Here is an 18630-nt window from a genome sequence, read left to right as displayed (position 1 = left end):
CCCGCATTGCGGGCTTTTTTAACTTTAAACTTTCGTGATGCGGGCAGGGATGCCTTGGCGCACCACAGCGCCAGTTGCCCAATCTAACCATGGTGCCGGAATGGCGCGGCTCGGATCTTGGATCGCTAAATCATTGAGATTAAGTCCGCTGCCCACATGGCGATTAAAATAGAGCGGTTCGCCATCAATGTAGTGCGCCCGTGCGCCCATGTCACGATGACCATAACCATGTTCAATGGCAATCACGCCGGGCATCACGCCATCGAGCACCATAATTTGTGCTTCTTTTTTACCTGAGGGCGATTCGATGAACACCAAGTCACCATTCTCAATGCTGAGTAAATCAGCATCCACTTGGCTGATGGCGACAATATTGGTGGGCTTAATCATACGCATGCGAAGGTTCGAACCCGCCGTGCTGCTGATGAGGTTTGATTTAAACGAAGTGAGCAAAAATGGCCATTGATCTTTATGATAATGGGTGCGCATGTCCGAGCCATCCATAAAGCGCGCAGGATAATAGGTCGGGCAACCGCTGTAACGCTCGCCATTGGTGCTGTGCGTGTGTACGCTGACATTTTCATTCCACAGTTGCATTGTCATGGGCCATTTTTTACGAAGGTGATCACCATCCCAGCCAGTATCAAAATGGTTCGTTCGTCCACCACGAGCATACACATATGCCACTTTGGCTTGCTCTTCAGGTTTGAGCACCGCTTGAATCTTTGACAAAATGCGCGTGACGCCGGTCAGCACAAGGTCAGATTCTGTGGCATTATTTACGGGCGCATCATCAAACGCCACATTCGCTGCGGCGCGTAAATAGTAATCCTCAGGGCGTTTAAAAGGATAGTGAATATTGGGATCTTTTGCATCTTGAATGGCTTCATCGCCAAAACCCGGTAAATTCATGCGCTCGCCAATGGCAATGAAAAAACTCTCCATACAGATGGGATCGCCTTGGGCAGTTTTCTCAACGCGTGGTTCAACCACAGGCCAGCGCGCCGTTGTGGCTTTAAAAGGCACGCCGCCCCAAGGTGCAGTGAAGCCCCAACTTTCAAAGTTGTGAGTGTCCGGCACGATGTAATCGGCAAAAGCGGTGGTTTCATTGATGAAGGCATCAACCGCGACAAAGAGTGGTAATACTTTCGGGTCAGCGAGTTGCTTGCCCAATAACTGCCGAAAGCCAGCAATACCATAGACAGGATTGGTCATGTGGCTGATCCATGCTTTTAATGGATAAGGATCTTGGGCAAGGGCAGAGATCAACACTTCAGAGCTTTGTCCGCCGGCAAATGGATACCAAGGACGTTTGGCTGGGTATGGATTTTTACCGGCTTTGACGAGTGCTTTATAATCCGTAGAGGTTTCATACGGTTTTTTTGCACGAGCAAGGAGCATGCCTTTTGGTTGCACCATGCCTTTAAAATTGACCAAGTTATAACGTGGTCCTGGCGCATACTCTTTAAATTTACCGCCATTGACCAATAAACCGCCTTTGTGGTTCATGTTGCCAATCAATACATTGAGCGCCATGATGGACCATGCATTGTAAAAGCCATTGCCGCTCATCATGCCGCCATGGGTGATCACAGCAGCTTTGCGCCCGTGGCTTGTGAATTTCTTGGCCAAGGCTTTAATGGTGGCAACGGGCACGCCGCACAAGTTGCTGTATTCTTCTAACGAGTGGCGATGGGCGGATTCCGTGAGTAGGGTAAAGCTTGATTTCACAAGCGGCGCAGTGCCATCTTTGAGGCGCACAGGTTCCTCAATATAAAGGCTGCCTGTCAGGCAATCATCGGCTTTCATTAAGGTGTGGCTTGCTTCATCCATCACCATAAGAGCGCTGTCTGAACGTGCACCATCCATCTCTGTGATGTCCCATTCACGTAAAAACTGACCATACAATGGATGGGATTCATCGCTGATCACAAGGTGAGTGGCATTTGAAACGCTCACCTCTTGATGATGTGCCATGCCAGCTTTACCCGGCGTTTTAAGGTATGTTGCGTTGTACCATTGTTCATCGATGATTACGCGCATCAATGCCATTGCCATCGCGGAATCTGTCCCTGGTAAAATGGGAATCCAGCGGTTATCATCCACGGCTAAGGTATTGGTGAGCTGAAGATTCGGCGCGATGACGACATAAGAGAATTCTTCTGGTGTTTTGGTGCGGGCTTTGGCCAACAAGCGCCCTTGGCGTTTGAATGGGTTGCCCGATTGTGCAGGCGATGTACCCATAAATAGGGCAAATTCAATGTGATCAAAATCCGGTTTGGCATGGGCATTTTTTTGCATGTCATCCATCACGGCGCCAGAACCTAAGCGGTACGCAAGCCCACAGTATGAACCATGCTGTGCAAAGTTTTTACTGCCAAATGAGTTAAAGGTAAAACGTTTAGCGAGCTCTTCACGCCCTTCATTGCCAGCATCAGTGACCAAAAGCTGATTGGCTTTTGGGCCATATTCCGGAAAATTGGCGTCAATCGGTGTCTCTAAATCACGAATGGCGCGCAGACCCTCCACATGACCTTCGCCAAAGAGATCACCGCCTTCCACAACCTCTTTGACCAGTTGTTCAAAGGAGATGCGTTGCCATTTGCCTTCGCCGCGTTTGCCCACACGTTTTAATGGACTTAAGACGCGATAAGGACTCGTTAAACCTTCGCCCATCGCTGCACCACGCGCACAGGCTGTGGAGCGATCATTGATGCCTGTTTCACCGCCTAAACGTACCCATGCCTCTTCAATGGGTAGATCATAAGGATAATGCTCATCATGGGATAAAGGGCTGTAAGGATTACCACAGATGCGCAGTACCTCATTTTTCGCTTGATCCACGCGCACACGCACACCACACACAGTCCAGCAGCCAAAGCATTGAGTGTTAGACATCACTTGCCCCGGCGTTTGGGTAAAGTGACCATCTTTAATCACGCCTTCCACCGTTAAAGCATTGCCAAAAATACGATTGTCCGTGGGTTCAGCTGAGGTGCCTTTGATCATGCCCACCGCCATATTTTTGGCAGTATTGCTATAACCTGCAATGAATGCACCAACACCGCCCGCGGCTGCCAGCCCTTTGAGAAGATTGCGACGTTTTTTGTTGGTTTTATCCATGGTGTGCTCCTTTAAACGTAAACCAGCGATCGTTGAGTAGACTCCAAACGATGATCAATAGGGTGATCCATAAGCCAAAGGTGGAGATGATGCCAAGGGCACCATCAAATCCCCACGAGAGATGATAAGGATTGATGAAAATATTGTATTTGGGTAATGTCTGCGCTTGCATGAGGATCGCCCAGCGAATCGTCCATGCCAGAGATAAACTCATCAGCGACAGCAATAGATATAGATAAGGGGAGAGTGTTCGTTTGTTTGTCCAAGTGAGCACGGTAAAGAGCATTAAGGACACCCAATACACCACCAACCCTAAACCAATGGTGAACCATACGCTGCCTTGTTCAGGCAACGAACGAAAAGCTGCCCCCGCTGGCGTCTCGGACAAACCCCACCCCACCAATGTCACGAGTACACCAGAGAGCGCAATGAACTGAATGCGCGTTAAACAAGCATTATTTTCTGTGATGTTAGCTAAGCGCTGCCAAGTTTTCACCAGCATCGGCAACGTTTGCAATGCCGTAAAAAAGAGCACCCACGGTAACCACGGCGTGTGCCAAATGGCTTGAGCTTGTACGATGTTCACCTCTTTACCGGTGTAGAGCAAAATGCCAAAGGCAAAGAGGGCAAGGCAAATGCCCGTCCATGGTAGAATTTTACTTTCATTAAAGTTAAACCAATGGAGCGCTTTAAAGCCTTTAAACAGTTTATCAGGATCGGTATTTTCTCTCAGCACCAATAAAAATTGTGCCAATAAGAACATCACAAAGAAGGGCACAATGATGGCGCCAATCCACATCCATGACCATGGCGTGAAGGAGAGATAAAAATTTAGGATGCGCCCAGGCTGATGAAGATCAGCGCTGAGTGCAATCGGTCCCACAATGCCCGTTGTAACAGCAATGGCAAGTGTGATGAGTTCTGCCAATTGGTATTGCCCACGATGAAACAAGCGAAGATACACGGCAATGAGTGCGCCTGTCGCTGCGATGCCAATGAAGAAAAAGTATTGCACAGCCCACGGGAGCCATGCCAATTCTTGGGGATGGGTCAATAATTCGCGGATCATAATTTCACCTCCTGCCAGAGCATCGCTTGACCTTGCACATTGCGCGTAAAGGCTTCATCAAGCCCAATGTAGAAGACTTGGGGAATCGTGCCTTGCTCGGGTTTAAGCACTTTAATGTCATCTTTGAATGTGTTCAGCATTTGGCTGATTTCACTGTCAGGATCTTTCATATCCCCAATGATGCGCGCACCGCCCACGCAAGATTCCACACAGCCTGGCAGCAATCCTGCCTCTAAACGATGGACACAAAAAGTGCATTTATCCGCCGTGCCCGTTTCATGGTTAATGAAGCGCGCTTCATAAGGGCAAGCTTGTACGCAGTAAGCACAGCCGACGCAGCGTTTATTGTCCACAACCACAATGCCATCTTTACGTTGAAAGGTGGCTTGAACAGGGCAGACAGGCACGCATGGCGGATTGTCACAATGATTGCACAAACGTGGTAAAACCACATTGGTGGCTTCTTGATGATGTTCATTGATCACTTGATATTGGCGCACTGTGGTGCGAAATTGCCCGGGCGGCATTTGATTTTCTACAGAACAGCTCACCGTGCACGCTTGGCAGCCGATGCAGCGCCTTAAATCAATGATCATGCCATAGCGTTTTGAGCCATCACCTTCACGGCGATCCGGTGCCATCAAAGCTTGGGCTTGCGTTAAGCTCATGACGGTTGCGCCTGCTGTGATGGTGGCAAGTTGTTTTAAAAGATCTCGACGATTCAAATTCATAAACCTCATCCTTTTTATTTGTGATTTCCCAAAAAACCACTAGAATCATGTGAATATCATCGAGGTTTTTGCATTTTCTCTCTATTGTGGGAAACCACATTCAGGAGCAAAGATTGATCTGTGGCAAGAAAGGAAACAACAATAATGATCAAAAAGTTTCAGCAGTGGTGGTTTTGTGTGTGTTTGCTCATAAGTGGCATGATGGCGCTTGCACAAGATGTGGAAGATGCCTTAACGATTGCCATTTTAGCGCCGATGGGTGCACAAGAGACCTTAGAGAGTTGGCAAGGCTTTCAAACGTTGCTGGCCAGTCATGTAGATCGTTCAGTGGTTGTGTTACCGGTGACGTTTGAAGAATTTCAAACGGTGGCAAAAGATGCATCGGTCGATTTATTGATTGCAAATCAAACGGCATTTTTATCCATTTTTCCAGAGGTCAAATGGCGCTGGTTGGCAAGCCTTGATCAAAACAGCGCCTTGTTTAATCCTGAATCTGCCATTGGCAGTGCAATTGTGGTGCGAAAAAACAGCCAGATTCGCACATTAGAAGATTTAAAAGGCCAGCGAGTGACGGCGGTGTCTAAAGATGCATTGGGCGGATTTTTACTCGGTTATAAAGCCATTTATGATGCAGGATTGTCCGCGCCCGATGATTATTTCATTGAGATGACAGGCTTTCCCATTGAGCGCGGCATTTTTCTGGTGGAAAGTGGTTTGGCGGCAGCGGCCATTTTACCCACCTGTTTATTGGAAACTTTAGGGCAATCAGGATTGCTGAATGTGGCAGATTTTCGGGTATTAAATGAGGTGCAGGGTGGGCGTTGTCGAAGTTCAACGCCATTGTCCTATCATTGGTCATTGGCTGCATTGCCAAGTGTGGATGAAGCTTTGGCACAAAAGATCGTGCAAATTTTATGGCAGAACACAGATCCTGCCCTCACCACTTGGCAAACCCCAAGCAGTCTTGGGGAAGTGTATGCCATGAAGCGCTTTGCAGGGCTCATTGAGATTGATGAAACATTATGGGAAACTTTTGTGCGTCTTGCGAATGAATATAAATTAGGCTTGCTTGCCATCATCTTATTGATGCTGGTATTGGCCATGAATCATCTATGGCTCACATATGTTGCCCGTAAGCGCCGCTTTGCTCTAGAGAGCACATATCATCGTCTACATGATTATGAGGCATTGTTGTCAAAGGCAGATCGCATGAATATTTTGGGCGAAGTGGCCAGCGGCATCGGCCATGAGCTCAATCAGCCTTTGATGGCAATTCGCAATTATGCCGAAGGCACATTGCTTGGCATTGAGCGCGGTAAAGCACCGAATCAATTCATTCAGCCTTTATCACGCATCGTGACGCAGGTTGAACAGTGCAGTGCCATCATTAAAAATCTACAAGCGTGGGTCAAGCCAAAAACCATGCAGCAGTTTGAGTGGTTCAACTTTCATGATTTTATGAATCGGATGCTTGAGATCATTCGCTTACAGACCAAAAATCGCGTCGCCATTACGTTAGACATCAATTGCGAGCAGCAAATTTACACGGTGGTGTCTGTGCTTGAACAGGTGATGATGAATTCGCTGTTAAATGCGGTGCAAGCGGGTGCAACGGAGATCAACATTGAGGCGAGTTGTCACCAAGATTTTTATAAGATTTTAATCAGCGACAATGGCCATGGCTTTACACAAAGTGAGTTAGATGCGCCTTTTGTGCCTTTTCGCACCTCAAAACCCACCGGCTTAGGTTTAGGACTAGTGATTTGTGATCGTTTAATGACAGCCATTGGCGGAAAATTTAGGATCGATCATCGTAAAGATGGTATCAAAGGCGCATGCGTGCGCATCATTTTATCAAGCGGATCACAACAGGAGGCAAAAGATGAAGATACACATCGTGGATGATGAAATTGAGGTGCGTGAATCGTGCCAGTTTTTGATTGAGCAATTGACGGATGCTTCCATTGAACCGTGGGAAAATGGTGAAATCTTCGTGCAATCGGTGGCACTTTATGCACCGGCTGTGGTGATTTTAGACCTTCGCATGCCAAAAATGGATGGCGCAAGCGTGGTGGAATATTTAAAGCGTGAAGGCAGTGTGATTGCCCCCATTATTTTAACTGGGCATGGTGAATTGTCCCAAGCGGTGAGTTTACTCAAGCAAGGCGTGGTGGACTTTTTAGAAAAACCTGTCTCTTCTCTTAAGCTTGGGGAAGCTTTGCAGCGGGCAGAGGCAGAAACTCACCGTTTATGGCGTGGATTTTGTTTGAATCAGCAATTTTCAGAGCTCACAGAGCGTGAACAACAAGTGAGCCGCCTGGTGTATGAAGGCAAAACCAATCGTGAAATTGCAGAGCAGCTTCATGTGTCTGTGCGCACCGTGGAAGTTCAACGGGCAAGCGCCATGAAAAAACTCGGCGCAGAGACCTTAGCCGAGTTCATTGTGTTGTGTAATGGCTTGTGTGCTTGATCACGCTGCGCCATTTTTCACCCGCACAATGTCCGCAAGGATCGCGAGCGCAATTTCTGCAGGTGTTTTGCTGCCAATTTTAAGGCCAATCGGGGCATGGATGCGGGCAAGAGTGGCTTCTGAATGATCTGTCACTTCTCTAAGGCGCGCCATGCGATTGTCACTGTTGCGCTGTGAGCCCATGGCGCCAATGTAAAATGCATCCGTATCGAGTGCGGCCATCATGGTCAGATCATCAATGCGCGGATCATGGGTGAGGGATAAGATGGCTGTTTGTGGGTTTGCGCCATGTTTTTCTAAATGGGTGCAAGGGAAGGTTTCAACGAGCTCAATTTTGCGCATCAATTCTGGGCGTGATCTCAGTTGGCGCAACTCCTCTTCGCGATCTTCGCACACCAAAACATGGAAGCCTAAAGCATGGGCAAACTCAATGCAGTAGAGCGCCACAGCAGAAATACAGCCAATGAAAACGGTGGTAAAGCTTTGCAGCGTAATGGTGATGAAATCATCATGCAGGGTAACGCGAGTTTCAAGGGCATCGTGGTTGTCATTTAGGCGCGCTTTTTCGCCAATTTTCACCACTTTATGGGCAATCCAGTCACCTTTTAATGCACTGTGCATGGAGTGCAAATAAGCGATGTGCTCAGCTGTTGGGGTCAGATATTCCACCAAAACTTCAATGGTGCCACCACAAGGGAGGGCAACAGAAGGCGGAAAATCCCCTTCGCCATATCCATAACTCACCACTTGGCTTGGTGCGATAAAGCTTTGTTGACGGATGCGTTTTAAGAAATCTTCTTCAATACAGCCGCCCGACAAGGAACCCACATATTGACCCTCTTGTGTGGCAGCAAAGAGGGCGCCCGGTGAGCGCGGCGCAGAGCCATAAGTGCTCACCACAGTGCACAGCCAGACATCTTTGCCTTGTTCGAGCCAATTGATGGCATCCTCTAAGACGTTTAAATCCAACATTTGCATGTTTTCTCCTCACAAAAATGGCTGCACAGGCAGCCATCTTGTTTGATGATGATTGATCAACGCAAGGCTTTGACCATGTCAGGGGTGACATCAGCAGGCAAGCCGCCCCATTGTACGCGTAAAAAGTTCACAAGATTGGCAATGGCCTCATCGGATAGATCTTTTGCAAAGGCTGGCATGGCTTGTAAACGCTCATCATTCGGGAAGGTTTGCCAAGGCAATCCCTCTAAAATCGCTGTGATGAGGTTGTGAGCATCAGCATTTCGCACCGTACTATTGCCCACCATGGCAACCGCCACATTTGGCTTACCTAAGCCATCGCTACTGTGGCAGCCTGAACAGAGGGTCAGATAAGTATCGCGCCCAGCTGGATTGCCCTCGCCTTCTGTGATGGCTGTGGGTGCTAAAGGTTGATCACCCATTAAATAGGTAGCAACGGCCGTAATGTCTTGATCTGTAAAATATTGCGTGCTGTTGTGGATCACTAAATACATGTCACTGAAGGCAGAACCTTGTGGCGCTAATCCTGTGCTTAAGTATTGTTGAAGATCTTTAAATGTCCAGCCACGATTCGCTAAGCCTTCAGGCGTGATGTCGGGCGCGGCAAAACTGCCCATGATGCCACCTTTAAACATTTGATCGCGCTTCACTTCGCCAAAGGGTCCCATCGGTGTGTGACACATCGCGCAGTGCCCTAAAGTATCGACGATGTATTTGCCCCGTTGCCATTCTGGGGAGTCGCCTTTTGAAGCTGACGGCAGCGGTGTTTTATCTAAGAATAAAATGTTCCAACCGATCAACATGGCGCGAAGATTAAAGGGGAAATTGAGTCCATTTTGTGGCGGCGCCACATCAATGGCAGGGATGGACATCAAATAAGCATAGAGCGCATCAGAATCTTGGCGAGTGATGTTTGTAAAATAGGCATACGGCATCGCAGGATAAATATTGTGATAAATGGGTGAGACACCTTCTGTCATCGAACGATAAAATTCATCAGCTGTCCAGCGGCCAATGCCAAAGTCAGCCGATGGCGTAATGTTTGAGCTGTAAAGGGTGCCAAAAGGTGTTGCCATTTGATAGCCACCTGCTAACAGTGCACCATTGGTTGTGGTGTGGCATGATGCACAGTCGCCAACCGCCGCTAAGTAGCGACCTTGATTGATTTGCTCTGTGGTGAATTGCGCCACTTGTGGTGGATGGCTTGGACGTAAGCGTTCCACCCAAGTTAAAATGACAACCACCGCGATGGCGACAATCACCAACATGCCTAAAATACGCCAAATACGTGATTTTTTCATGAGTTACCCCTTGATCAGTCCAGGTGTATTGAGGATCACATCGCGCACCGCATCATAATAGCGCACATAACCAGTGCAGCGACAAATGTGATGGTTGAGGGCTTCGATGATGGCATCTTCAAGATCCGCGCGGGCAATGGGCTCACGCATCAACTTTTCAGCAAAGACAGTGGCAGCATTCACAAAACCCGGTGCGCAATAGCCGCATTGGAAGGCAAAGTTGTCAATGAAGGCTTGCTGAATTTTAGAGAGTTTTTCCTTCTGCGGATCTTCAGGATCTTTTTGCGCGATGCCCTCAATGGTGCGCACGGTTTTGCCGTTAAAGAAGTGCGCGCCCGTGATGCATGTGCGCATCTCTTCGCTTGTGCCATCAGGGTGATCTAATATCAGCACGCAGGCATGACAAATCCCTTGACCGCAGCCCATGCGCGAGCCGGTTAAGTCCATATATTCATGTAAAAAATCGAGCATCATTAAGCCTTCTGGGACATCGATGGGGCCGACTTTTTTGCCATTGATGGTCATTGAGAGTGGTTTATAGATGATTGGCATTTAAGACCTCCAAAACTTGTTTTGGCAAAATGGGATGATGATTAAAATAGTGACCGGTTGCAGCAGCGATGGCATTGGTGATGGCAGAAACCACAGGAATCATCACAACTTCCGCCATACCTTTAGGTGGATCGGTTTCTGACAAAGGTGGTAAAACTTCGCTGGTTTGTGTCCAGACAGCCACTTCGCTTGCGAGTGGCAAATGATAGCGGTTAAAGTTCCATGTGCCATTGCCGGGACCATCTTCAAATTGTGGTAAATATTCGTATAACGCATGACCAATGCCCATGGCAACACCCCCTTCGATCTGCCCAGAAACCAATTGCGGTACGATGACATTACCACATTCTACGACGGTATGGTGATTGAGGACAGTGACGGTGCCACTCGCTTCTTCGATGTCTAATTCCACACAAGTGGCCAGTGCCGTATAATATGTGACGCCTGCATTGCTGCGTTGTACATAAGGATAATAAGCGCGGGTGCGTGGATTGACTTGATATTCTTTTGCATCGCCAAAGCGTAAAGAGATGGCATCTAATGCGCGGCGCGTATTTTCTCCAAAAATTGTGAAATCGGCTTCTGCCCATTGCCAACGGTTAAACGCATGGGCAACTGCGCCTGTTAAACCGCCCATTTCATACACACGTTTCGCAAGGCGCGCTAAACTGAGCGGTTCAAGCCCATTGGCAGTTAAGCCGCGTTCATTCCAGCGGGCATCTTCTTTGCGCACCACAAGCGGTGCAGCTTGTCCGCCGCCAATGCCTTCTGTCCAGATGGAAACAGCGGCCGGCCATAAGCCGTAATCAAACAGTAAACGCGCCGTTTCAGTTGTGGTGTGGGAAAAGAAATAAGCTGAGTTACTCGCACTGGCAGGCGAGCTATAAGCTGGCGACCACAATGGGTTGAGTTGTAAATGATCTTGCTCTTTTTGTGTGAGGGCAGAAGGATCATGATTGACAATAATGGGTAATTCAGGCCATTGAGATTGCCCATAAAAAGAGGCATCCGCAGGGCGACCAAACCAATTGGCACAAATCACGGATTGTGATGTTGACATGCCTGTACCAATTTCAATGCCGCTGTGCCATAGAGAGATTTTACCATCTGGTGAGAGTTCAATTTTGGCAAAGGAAGATTCTTGGCCGGTGCCATAATCTTTTTGCACACAAGAGATGCCCGTGGTGAAAATATGTCCAGGATGTTTTGCTTCATACGCGGCTTTACGAGCATTGCGATCTTTCCAAATGGGATGTTCTGCACATTTGGTGAGGACTTCATCCCCACGCATCATGCCACCTGGAATGGCTCCTTGAGTATTTTTCATGCCAGATCGCAAGAGGTTTTTAAGGCGAAATTCAACAGGATCAGCACCTAAAAGATGTGCCGCTTCATCCATCAATGTATCTAAAGATGGCATGGCTTGCAGTGTGCCATAACCGCGTGCTGAGCCAGAATCCACAGAGCGCGTTGCGAGCCCCACAGCAGAGAGGTCACTTTTAGGAATGTAATAAATGCCTTGCACACCCGTTGCGCCAACCGCCATCACGCCTGGCGTAAAGTTACAGCGACCGCCACCATTGCCAATGAACTCCCCAATGAAGGATTCAATTTTATGCGTTTTTTTATTCACTGCCATTTTAAAATGCATGTCAAAAGGATGACGTTTTAAGGCGGATTGAAATTGCTCATAGCGATCATTGGCCAATCGAACAGGTAAACCATTGCCATATAATGCTGCCATTGCCCCTAAAATGGGTTCAGGTGCATGATCTTTTGAGCCGTAGCCCACTGTGAAACATGGGTGTAAAAAGAGATTTTTAAGGGCAAAGCGCGAGCGACTGATCATTTCAATGACCGAAGCCATCACTTCTGTGGGCGATTGGGCTGCCACCACTAAATGCAGAGATTGGGTCTTTTCATCGTACCAACCATTGGAGTTATTCGGCTCCATCGCGCAGGTGTCAATGGATTGCGAATGGTAAGTGCGATCAAGCACCAACCAATCTTCCGGTGGGTTTGCCATCTCTGTTGCCAATTGATCGGCATAATACATGCCTTCTTGATCAAGTTTGCCGCCTTCTTTGCCTTTTGGCCATACGGGTAAGAATTTTTTAAAGCCAGAAGGATTGATGCTCATGTCCTTCATGCTTGAATAAACATCCGGCGCATAAGGATCAGCCGCACCAATGCGTACGCCACGATAAGTGCCCCATGGATCACGTTGAATGTAGCCTGTGGTCTCACCATATTTTATGATGTCGGGTTTGAATTTAAGGGCATTTTTAGCAAAGCGAAAACGATCAAAATCATTGTAAATCAACAGCGCGACAGATTGTCCAAGGTAGGCGGGCGTTTTGCCTTCAGGCAATAACATGTCATCCCCAAAGAAAGCGGGGAAGGAGATTTGATCACGCTCAAGATCCTTAGCTGTAACGATGCGATCAGGCATTAAGCCATCTTTTAACAGTGAAAGGTCAAAGCCTTGATAGATTTTATCAGCTTCAGTGACGCGCAAGAAGAGGGCGTGTGATTGTTGTTTTGGCCAATTGGGCATGTCTTTTGCACGAATGTCCATGGAGAAGACTTTCTCTCCTGTGACTTTGGCAAAGGCATCGGTGCGATATAAAACGCGCTTGGTTTTAGGATCCCAATTTGGGGATTGCAAAATGTTCTCTTCAAACAGTGCAGCATGTGCTTTGCTAAAGGGTTTGGCGATGTAAACCGATACGCCTGCCACCATTAGGCACTTTAAGAAGCTTCTACGAGAAAACCCTGACTCTTTCATAAGCTGACCTCTACATTGTTATTCTATATGTATAGTTGTTTATACAAATGAAAATAAATCTTATTATCCATTGAGTATTACAAGTTTGATTTCCATTATAGCAATGATTGATGCAATAAATCATCCCCGCCTTGAATTTCTCATTTCCATAGCCATTATTGAGCGTATCCATGGCATAATATGTCATTCATTTTTAATCGATGAGGAAAATTGTCAGATGTCATTTACCCAACTAAAATCCACCTATATCGACTCGTTGAACGTCACTTTAGAAGAGTATGTTCACAACGAAACGAAAGCAAAACATTTTCACATCGCTTCTGAAGATACGAACAATACATTTTTAGTGGGCTTTTTGACGGTGCCGCAAGATTCAACGGGTGTGGCACACATTCTTGAACATACGGCGTTGTGTGGTTCAAAAAATTATCCGGTGCGCGACCCATTTTTCATGATGATTCGCCGTTCTTTGAACACCTTTATGAATGCGTTCACCTCTTCTGATTGGACGGCGTATCCATTTTCTAGCCAAAATGAGAAAGACTTTTACAACCTCATGAACATCTATTTAGATGCGGCGTTTTTCCCGAACTTAAACTATTATGATTTCTTGCAAGAAGGGCATCGCTTTGAGTTTGAAGAGCCGAACAATCCTGAAAGTCCATTGGTGTATAAAGGCGTTGTGTTCAATGAGATGAAAGGCGCGATGAGTTCGCCGGTCTCATTACTCTATCAAGAGATCTCTACAAACTTATTCCCAACCGTGACATATCATCACAACTCCGGCGGCGATCCTAAGAACATTCCTGATTTAACACATGACGCATTAAAAGCTTTCCATGCCAAACATTATCACCCGTCAAACAGCGTGATCATGACGTATGGTAATTTAGATCCTAAAGAACATCAAAAAGTGTTTGAAGAGCGCGTCTTGTCCCATTTCTCTGAAGAGAAATTTGACTTTGCTGTGCCAGATGAACATCGCTTCAGTGCACCTAAATATGTGACCAGCTACTATCCATTGCCAAAAGAAGAGAGCATGGAGAAGAAAACCCATGTGATCAATGCATGGTTGCTTGGCCCAATTTATGATACGTATGATGTGATGCGTGCCCGCATTTTAAGTGGTGTATTGCTTGATAACTCAAGCTCACCATTGCGTTTAGCTTTAGAATCCTCTGATTTAGGCGTTGCGCCCTCCACATTCTGCGGCTTAGAAGACAGCACCAAAGAGATTTTCTTCAGCGCAGGTTTAGAAGGTGCAGAAGCAGAAGACGCTGCAAAAGTGGATGAATTGATTTTATCCACGCTCCTTAAAGTGCGCGATGAATCTGTGGATGTTTCTGTGGTGGAATCAGTGTTGCATCAAATTGAATTGTCCGCCCGCGAAATCACAGAAGGCAGAATGCCCTATGGTTTAAACTTGATTTTACAATGCTTAGCGCCTGTACTTCATGGCGGTGAAGCCATTGATGCTTTAGCCATTGATAATGTCTTATTAACAATGCGTGAAGAGATCAAAGATCCTAAATTCATTCCGAATTTGATTGATCGCTTACTCATCAACAATCCACATAAATTGTGTTTAACCGTGAAGCCAAGCCATACGCTTGCTGATGAATTGGTTGCGGATGAAAAAGCCCGTTTAGCGGCGATTCAAGCAGAATTAACCGATGAAGAGAAAGCAAAAATCATTGCAGAAGCTGCCGAATTAAAACGCCGCCAAGATGAAACTGATGACATCAGCTGTTTACCGATGGTGACGCGTGAAGACATTCCTGAAACTTTAGCCATCCCACATGTAGAAGCAAGCACCGTCAATGGTCAAACCATTTATACGGGTTCTGTGAACACCAATGGCATGATCTATCAAAGCTTATTGGTGAAATTGCCAGCCTTAACTGAAGCAGAAAGCCGTTTATTGCCGTACCTGAACAGCATCTTAACGGATGTGGGCTGTGGTCAATTGAGTTACACCGAGCAGCAAGCACGCATTTATGCGGTGACCGGTGGGTTGAGCGCTGCAACGGTTTATCAAACAGATCGTAAAGATGGTCAATTAAAAGGCTTATGGACGTTGTCAGGTAAGGCCCTAGCGAGCAACAGCTCGCACTTAAGTGATCTGTTAAAAGAGACATTCTTCAATGCGCGCTTTGATGAAATCAAACGCATTCAAGAGCTGTTGAGCCAATTGAAATTATCCCGTGAAGAAGGTATTGTGTCCAATGGTCACATGTATGCGATGGGCGCTGCGAGCCAAAACCTTTCTGAGATCAATTATCTCTCTGAAGAGCTTGGCGGTATGCGCGGCATTCAGCAAGGCAATCAATTGACGAATCGCTTAAAAGATGTGGCAGCATGTGAAGCATTTGCCGCTGACTTAAAAGCGTTATTGACTAAATTGCAAGCGGCTGAATATGAGCTTATGGCAGTTTCAAGTGTGGTGGAATTGCCAAGTTTCAGTGATTATTTCACCCGTGCATTGAGCCACGAAGTGAGTGATCATGCACCATATCAATTCCCATTTGCAGTGCCAACGGATGCTTTAAACATCGGTTGGGCCATCAATGCCCCTGTGCATTATTGTGGCAAAAGTTATCGTGCCGCAACAAGTGGAGAAGCCGATGCACCTGCATTGACCATTTTAGCGGGATTCTTACGCAACGGTTATTTACACCGTGCAATTCGTGAACAAGGAGGGGCTTATGGCGGTGGTGCAAATTACAATCCAAGAGGTGGCGCATTTAATTTCTTCAGTTATCGTGATCCTCGTTTAACTGAAACATTGAAAGACTTTGATGCTGCCATTGACTGGATGCTGAACACCAAGCATGAGCAATTAGCATTGGAAGAGGCTGTGCTTGGCGTGATCTCTGGCATTGATAAGCCGGCATCTCCGGCGGCTGAATATCAACAAACAGCGATTGCCAATTACTTTGGCAATACGCCAGATGTGCGTGAAGCATTCCGTTCGAACGTTTTGAAGGTGACGCTAGATGACTTAAAAGCAGTGACTGAGAAATACTTTGTGGGTCAAAGGGCAGACATTGCCGTCCTTGGGCCAAAAGAGGCGTTAGAAAAGGCAGATCTCAAGGTTTATACTTTGGCATAACATTGTTAAAATGAGCGCTCGCAAGGGCGCTTTTTTTTATTCACGCAATCAAGGAGATGATGTGGTTAGACAACGATTCCTGATGGGTTTACAGACCCTTTTGATCATGGGGCTTTTGAGCGTCATGGGCATCAGTCATGCAGATGACAGTGGACAATTTGCCGAGCTCAATCGCGTGGAGCAATCGTTGAGTGAAAATTTAGAGAAACAAAAGAACCTTCAAGCCACTTTGAAAAAAACGCGTGATGAAGAGCAGCAAAAAGAGCTGCAAACGCAATTGAAAACTTTAAAGTCACAAGAAAAGAGTTTAGAGGATGTTTTCAATAAGATGGTCTTTGGCGGCATCAATCCCCAAAACTTTAAAACACAAGAACAGACGGACAATTACAATTGGCAAGAAGAGTTGTTGGTGATTGTTAAACCTTTGTTTGCAGAGCTTCGCTCATTGACGGCAAAGCCGCGGGAAAAAGATCGTTTAAGCTATGAAAACAGCGTGCTGACCGAACGCTATAAAACATTAACGAACGGCTTAAATGCTTTAAAAGAGATTCCGAAAGATCAATTGACACCGAGCGCGAAAAAGCGCATTGAACAGTTGAGCCAGCAATGGGGCGCGCATCAGCAAGAGTTACTGAATCAAAAAAACATCATCGAGCTGCAAATCAAAGAGCTGGAAAGCAGCGACATTCCGTTAGAAGTGCGCATCAAAAATGCTTTGAGTTCCATTTTTCTTGGGCGCGGCTTGATTTTATTGTTAGCAGTGTTGGCAGGCGCGACCATTGTGCTCATTTTTGGCGTGGGTGCTAAGCGATTATTCATGTGGTTTGATAAAAAACGCAATCGCAATTGGCACAAAGCCCGTTCAGAGGCACATAAGCAGGTCAATACGCGGTTACGTTTTTTGTGGATCATTTACAGCATTGTGGTGTACATCGCGGCGATGCTTGCATTTTTAAGCGTCATTTACATTCAAGGGGATATGGTCTTATTTGGCCTAGCGGTGCTAGTGATTTTCCTTGGCATCATCAGTTTACGCAATTATGCGCCACAATATGTGAGTGAGCTGAAAATCTTTTTGAATTTAGGTGCGGTACGCGAAGGTGAACGCATCATGTACCGTGGCATTCCCTGGGTGGTGACGCGCTTGAGTTTTTATTGTACGTGCGTCAATCCATTATTGGAAAATGGCCGCATCCGCATTGCATTGAGCGAGATTGCTCATTTAAATTCGCGCCCCTTTAATTCAGAAGAGGATTGGTTCCCAACAAAAGTGGGGGATGACATCTTTTTACCGAATGGCAAATATGCCAAAGTGCGCCGTCAAACGCCAGAAATGGTCTATTTAGACAGCTTCTTTCGGGAAACGATGATCCCAACGCCAGAGTTTTATGCCATGAAGGTGGAGAATTTAATCAATGGCTTTTATGTCTCTCCAACCTTTGGGCTCGATTATTGCCATACGGATTTGCCAGTGAGCACCGTTGCCAGTGCTTTTGAAGAAAAGGTGCGTGAAAAGCTCACAGACATTGGTGTCACAGAATATTTACGCAGTTTAAGCGTGCAGGTCAAACGCATCATTTATGGGCAAGCCATTGAATATGCCATCATCATGGAGTTTGATGGGGCATGTGGCGGCTCTTATTTTAGGATTGAACGCTTGGTCAATCATGCTTGTTTAGAAGTGTGTCAGGAACACGGGTGGCAATTGCCGCGCCAACAAATTGCCATGAGTGAAGGAGCTCAGCCATGAATATTTTTGAATTAGAACGCATCCTAGATGCCAAACTCAATGCCAAAGCGATTAAGGATTATGCACCGAATGGCTTACAGATCGAAGGGCGCCATGAGGTGAAAAAAATCATCACAGGTGTCACCGCTTCCATGCGTCTGATTGAGGCTGCCATTGAGCGTAAGGCGGATCTTATATTGGTGCATCACGGTTACTTTTGGCGCGGGGAAGACATGCGTTTGATTCATGCGAAATATCGTCGCATTAAAGCACTCATGCAGCATGACATTGGCTTAATGGGCTATCATTTACCCCTCGATATGGCACCAGAGATTGGCAATAATGCGCGCTTAGGGCAGCTGTTGAACATTCAGGCGGTCGAAGGGTTAGATCCACATGATCCCAACCCTTTGATTTTAAAAGGTCGTTTAGCCACACCGATGACGGGGGAAGCGTTTGCCCATGTGATTGAAAAGGTGCTGAACCGCACGCCGTTACACATTCCATCAGAACGTGATCAATTGATTGAAACTGTTGCTTGGTGCAGTGGTGGTGCGCAAGATTACATTGATCAAGCCGCACTCGCAGGCGTGGATGCCTATTTAACCGGTGAAGCGAGTGAGCGCACAACCCACAGCGCCCGTGAAATGGACATCCATTTTTATGGTGCAGGGCATCACGCCACCGAGCGCTATGGCATCGAGGCTTTCGGCAAATGGCTCGCTCAGACGCATCAACTTGATGTAGAATTCATTGATTGTGACAATCCTGTATAGA

At 46.8% G+C, this 18630-nt stretch carries 12 protein-coding genes; 5 read left to right on the top strand and 7 right to left on the bottom strand.

What is annotated here, in order from left to right:
* Window positions 1–24: 24 nt before the first annotated feature.
* Genes B9T10_RS04285 through ttrB form a run of 3 tightly spaced genes read right to left on the bottom strand, consistent with a single transcriptional unit; the run spans window position 25 to window position 4923 of the window.
* Window positions 25–3123 (bottom strand): molybdopterin-dependent oxidoreductase, encoded by a 3099-nt coding sequence (locus B9T10_RS04285; RefSeq protein ID WP_094537940.1) that lies wholly within the window; start codon window positions 3121–3123, stop codon window positions 25–27.
* Window positions 3116–4192, bottom strand: a complete 1077-nt coding sequence (gene nrfD / locus B9T10_RS04280) for an NrfD/PsrC family molybdoenzyme membrane anchor subunit (protein WP_094537939.1) — start codon at window positions 4190–4192, stop codon at window positions 3116–3118. The genes B9T10_RS04285 and nrfD overlap by 8 nt, the downstream gene beginning before the upstream one ends.
* Window positions 4189–4923 (bottom strand): tetrathionate reductase subunit TtrB, encoded by a 735-nt coding sequence (ttrB, locus tag B9T10_RS04275; RefSeq protein WP_008315243.1) that lies wholly within the window; start codon window positions 4921–4923, stop codon window positions 4189–4191. The genes nrfD and ttrB overlap by 4 nt, the downstream gene beginning before the upstream one ends.
* Window positions 4924–5067: 144 nt before the next feature.
* Between ttrB and B9T10_RS04270 the strand changes: the two genes are divergently transcribed.
* Together B9T10_RS04270 and B9T10_RS04265 are read left to right on the top strand one after the other, a co-directional pair.
* A complete protein-coding gene (locus tag B9T10_RS04270; RefSeq protein WP_094537938.1) occupies window positions 5068–6828 on the top strand; it encodes a sensor histidine kinase in 1761 nt (586 codons plus the stop codon).
* Window positions 6806–7393 carry a sigma-70 family RNA polymerase sigma factor gene (locus tag B9T10_RS04265; RefSeq protein ID WP_094537937.1) on the top strand — a complete coding sequence of 196 codons (588 nt, stop codon included), beginning with the start codon at window positions 6806–6808 and terminating at the stop codon, window positions 7391–7393. The genes B9T10_RS04270 and B9T10_RS04265 overlap by 23 nt, the downstream gene beginning before the upstream one ends.
* Here B9T10_RS04265 and B9T10_RS04260 read toward each other — a convergent pair whose 3' ends face one another.
* Genes B9T10_RS04260 through B9T10_RS04245 form a run of 4 tightly spaced genes read right to left on the bottom strand, consistent with a single transcriptional unit; the run spans window position 7394 to window position 13012 of the window.
* Window positions 7394–8371 carry an XdhC family protein gene (locus tag B9T10_RS04260; protein ID WP_094537936.1) on the bottom strand — a complete coding sequence of 326 codons (978 nt, stop codon included), beginning with the start codon at window positions 8369–8371 and terminating at the stop codon, window positions 7394–7396. It lies immediately after the preceding gene.
* A 56-nt stretch (window positions 8372–8427) separates the two neighbouring features.
* On the bottom strand, window positions 8428–9672 hold the full coding sequence (locus B9T10_RS04255) for a c-type cytochrome (RefSeq protein WP_094537935.1): 1245 nt from the start codon (window positions 9670–9672) through the stop codon (window positions 8428–8430).
* 3 nt (window positions 9673–9675) lie between these two features.
* Window positions 9676–10224, bottom strand: a complete 549-nt coding sequence (locus tag B9T10_RS04250; RefSeq protein ID WP_063455131.1) for a (2Fe-2S)-binding protein — start codon at window positions 10222–10224, stop codon at window positions 9676–9678.
* Entirely contained in the window at window positions 10208–13012 is a 2805-nt protein-coding gene (locus tag B9T10_RS04245) for a xanthine dehydrogenase family protein molybdopterin-binding subunit (RefSeq protein ID WP_094537934.1), read from the bottom strand. Before B9T10_RS04245 ends, B9T10_RS04250 begins: the two co-directional genes overlap by 17 nt.
* Before the next feature lie 217 nt (window positions 13013–13229).
* Between B9T10_RS04245 and B9T10_RS04240 the strand changes: the two genes are divergently transcribed.
* The 3 genes from B9T10_RS04240 (at window position 13230) to B9T10_RS04230 (ending at window position 18629) form a co-directional block, all read left to right on the top strand.
* Complete coding sequence (locus B9T10_RS04240; protein WP_094537933.1) at window positions 13230–16124, top strand: insulinase family protein; 2895 nt, start codon at window positions 13230–13232, stop codon at window positions 16122–16124.
* Between the two features lie 61 nt (window positions 16125–16185).
* Window positions 16186–17874: a hypothetical protein gene (locus B9T10_RS04235; protein ID WP_246782145.1), complete on the top strand. Its 1689-nt coding sequence runs from the start codon at window positions 16186–16188 to the stop codon at window positions 17872–17874.
* Window positions 17871–18629, top strand: a complete 759-nt coding sequence (locus B9T10_RS04230; RefSeq protein WP_094537931.1) for a Nif3-like dinuclear metal center hexameric protein — start codon at window positions 17871–17873, stop codon at window positions 18627–18629. The genes B9T10_RS04235 and B9T10_RS04230 overlap by 4 nt, the downstream gene beginning before the upstream one ends.
* Window position 18630 lies beyond the last annotated feature (1 nt).

The sequence above is a fragment of the Wohlfahrtiimonas chitiniclastica genome, assembly GCF_002252325.1.
GTDB classification, from domain to species: domain Bacteria; phylum Pseudomonadota; class Gammaproteobacteria; order Cardiobacteriales; family Wohlfahrtiimonadaceae; genus Wohlfahrtiimonas; species Wohlfahrtiimonas chitiniclastica.
Note: the sequence above shows the minus strand (reverse complement) of the source record. Positions and strands in the feature narration are given on the sequence as shown.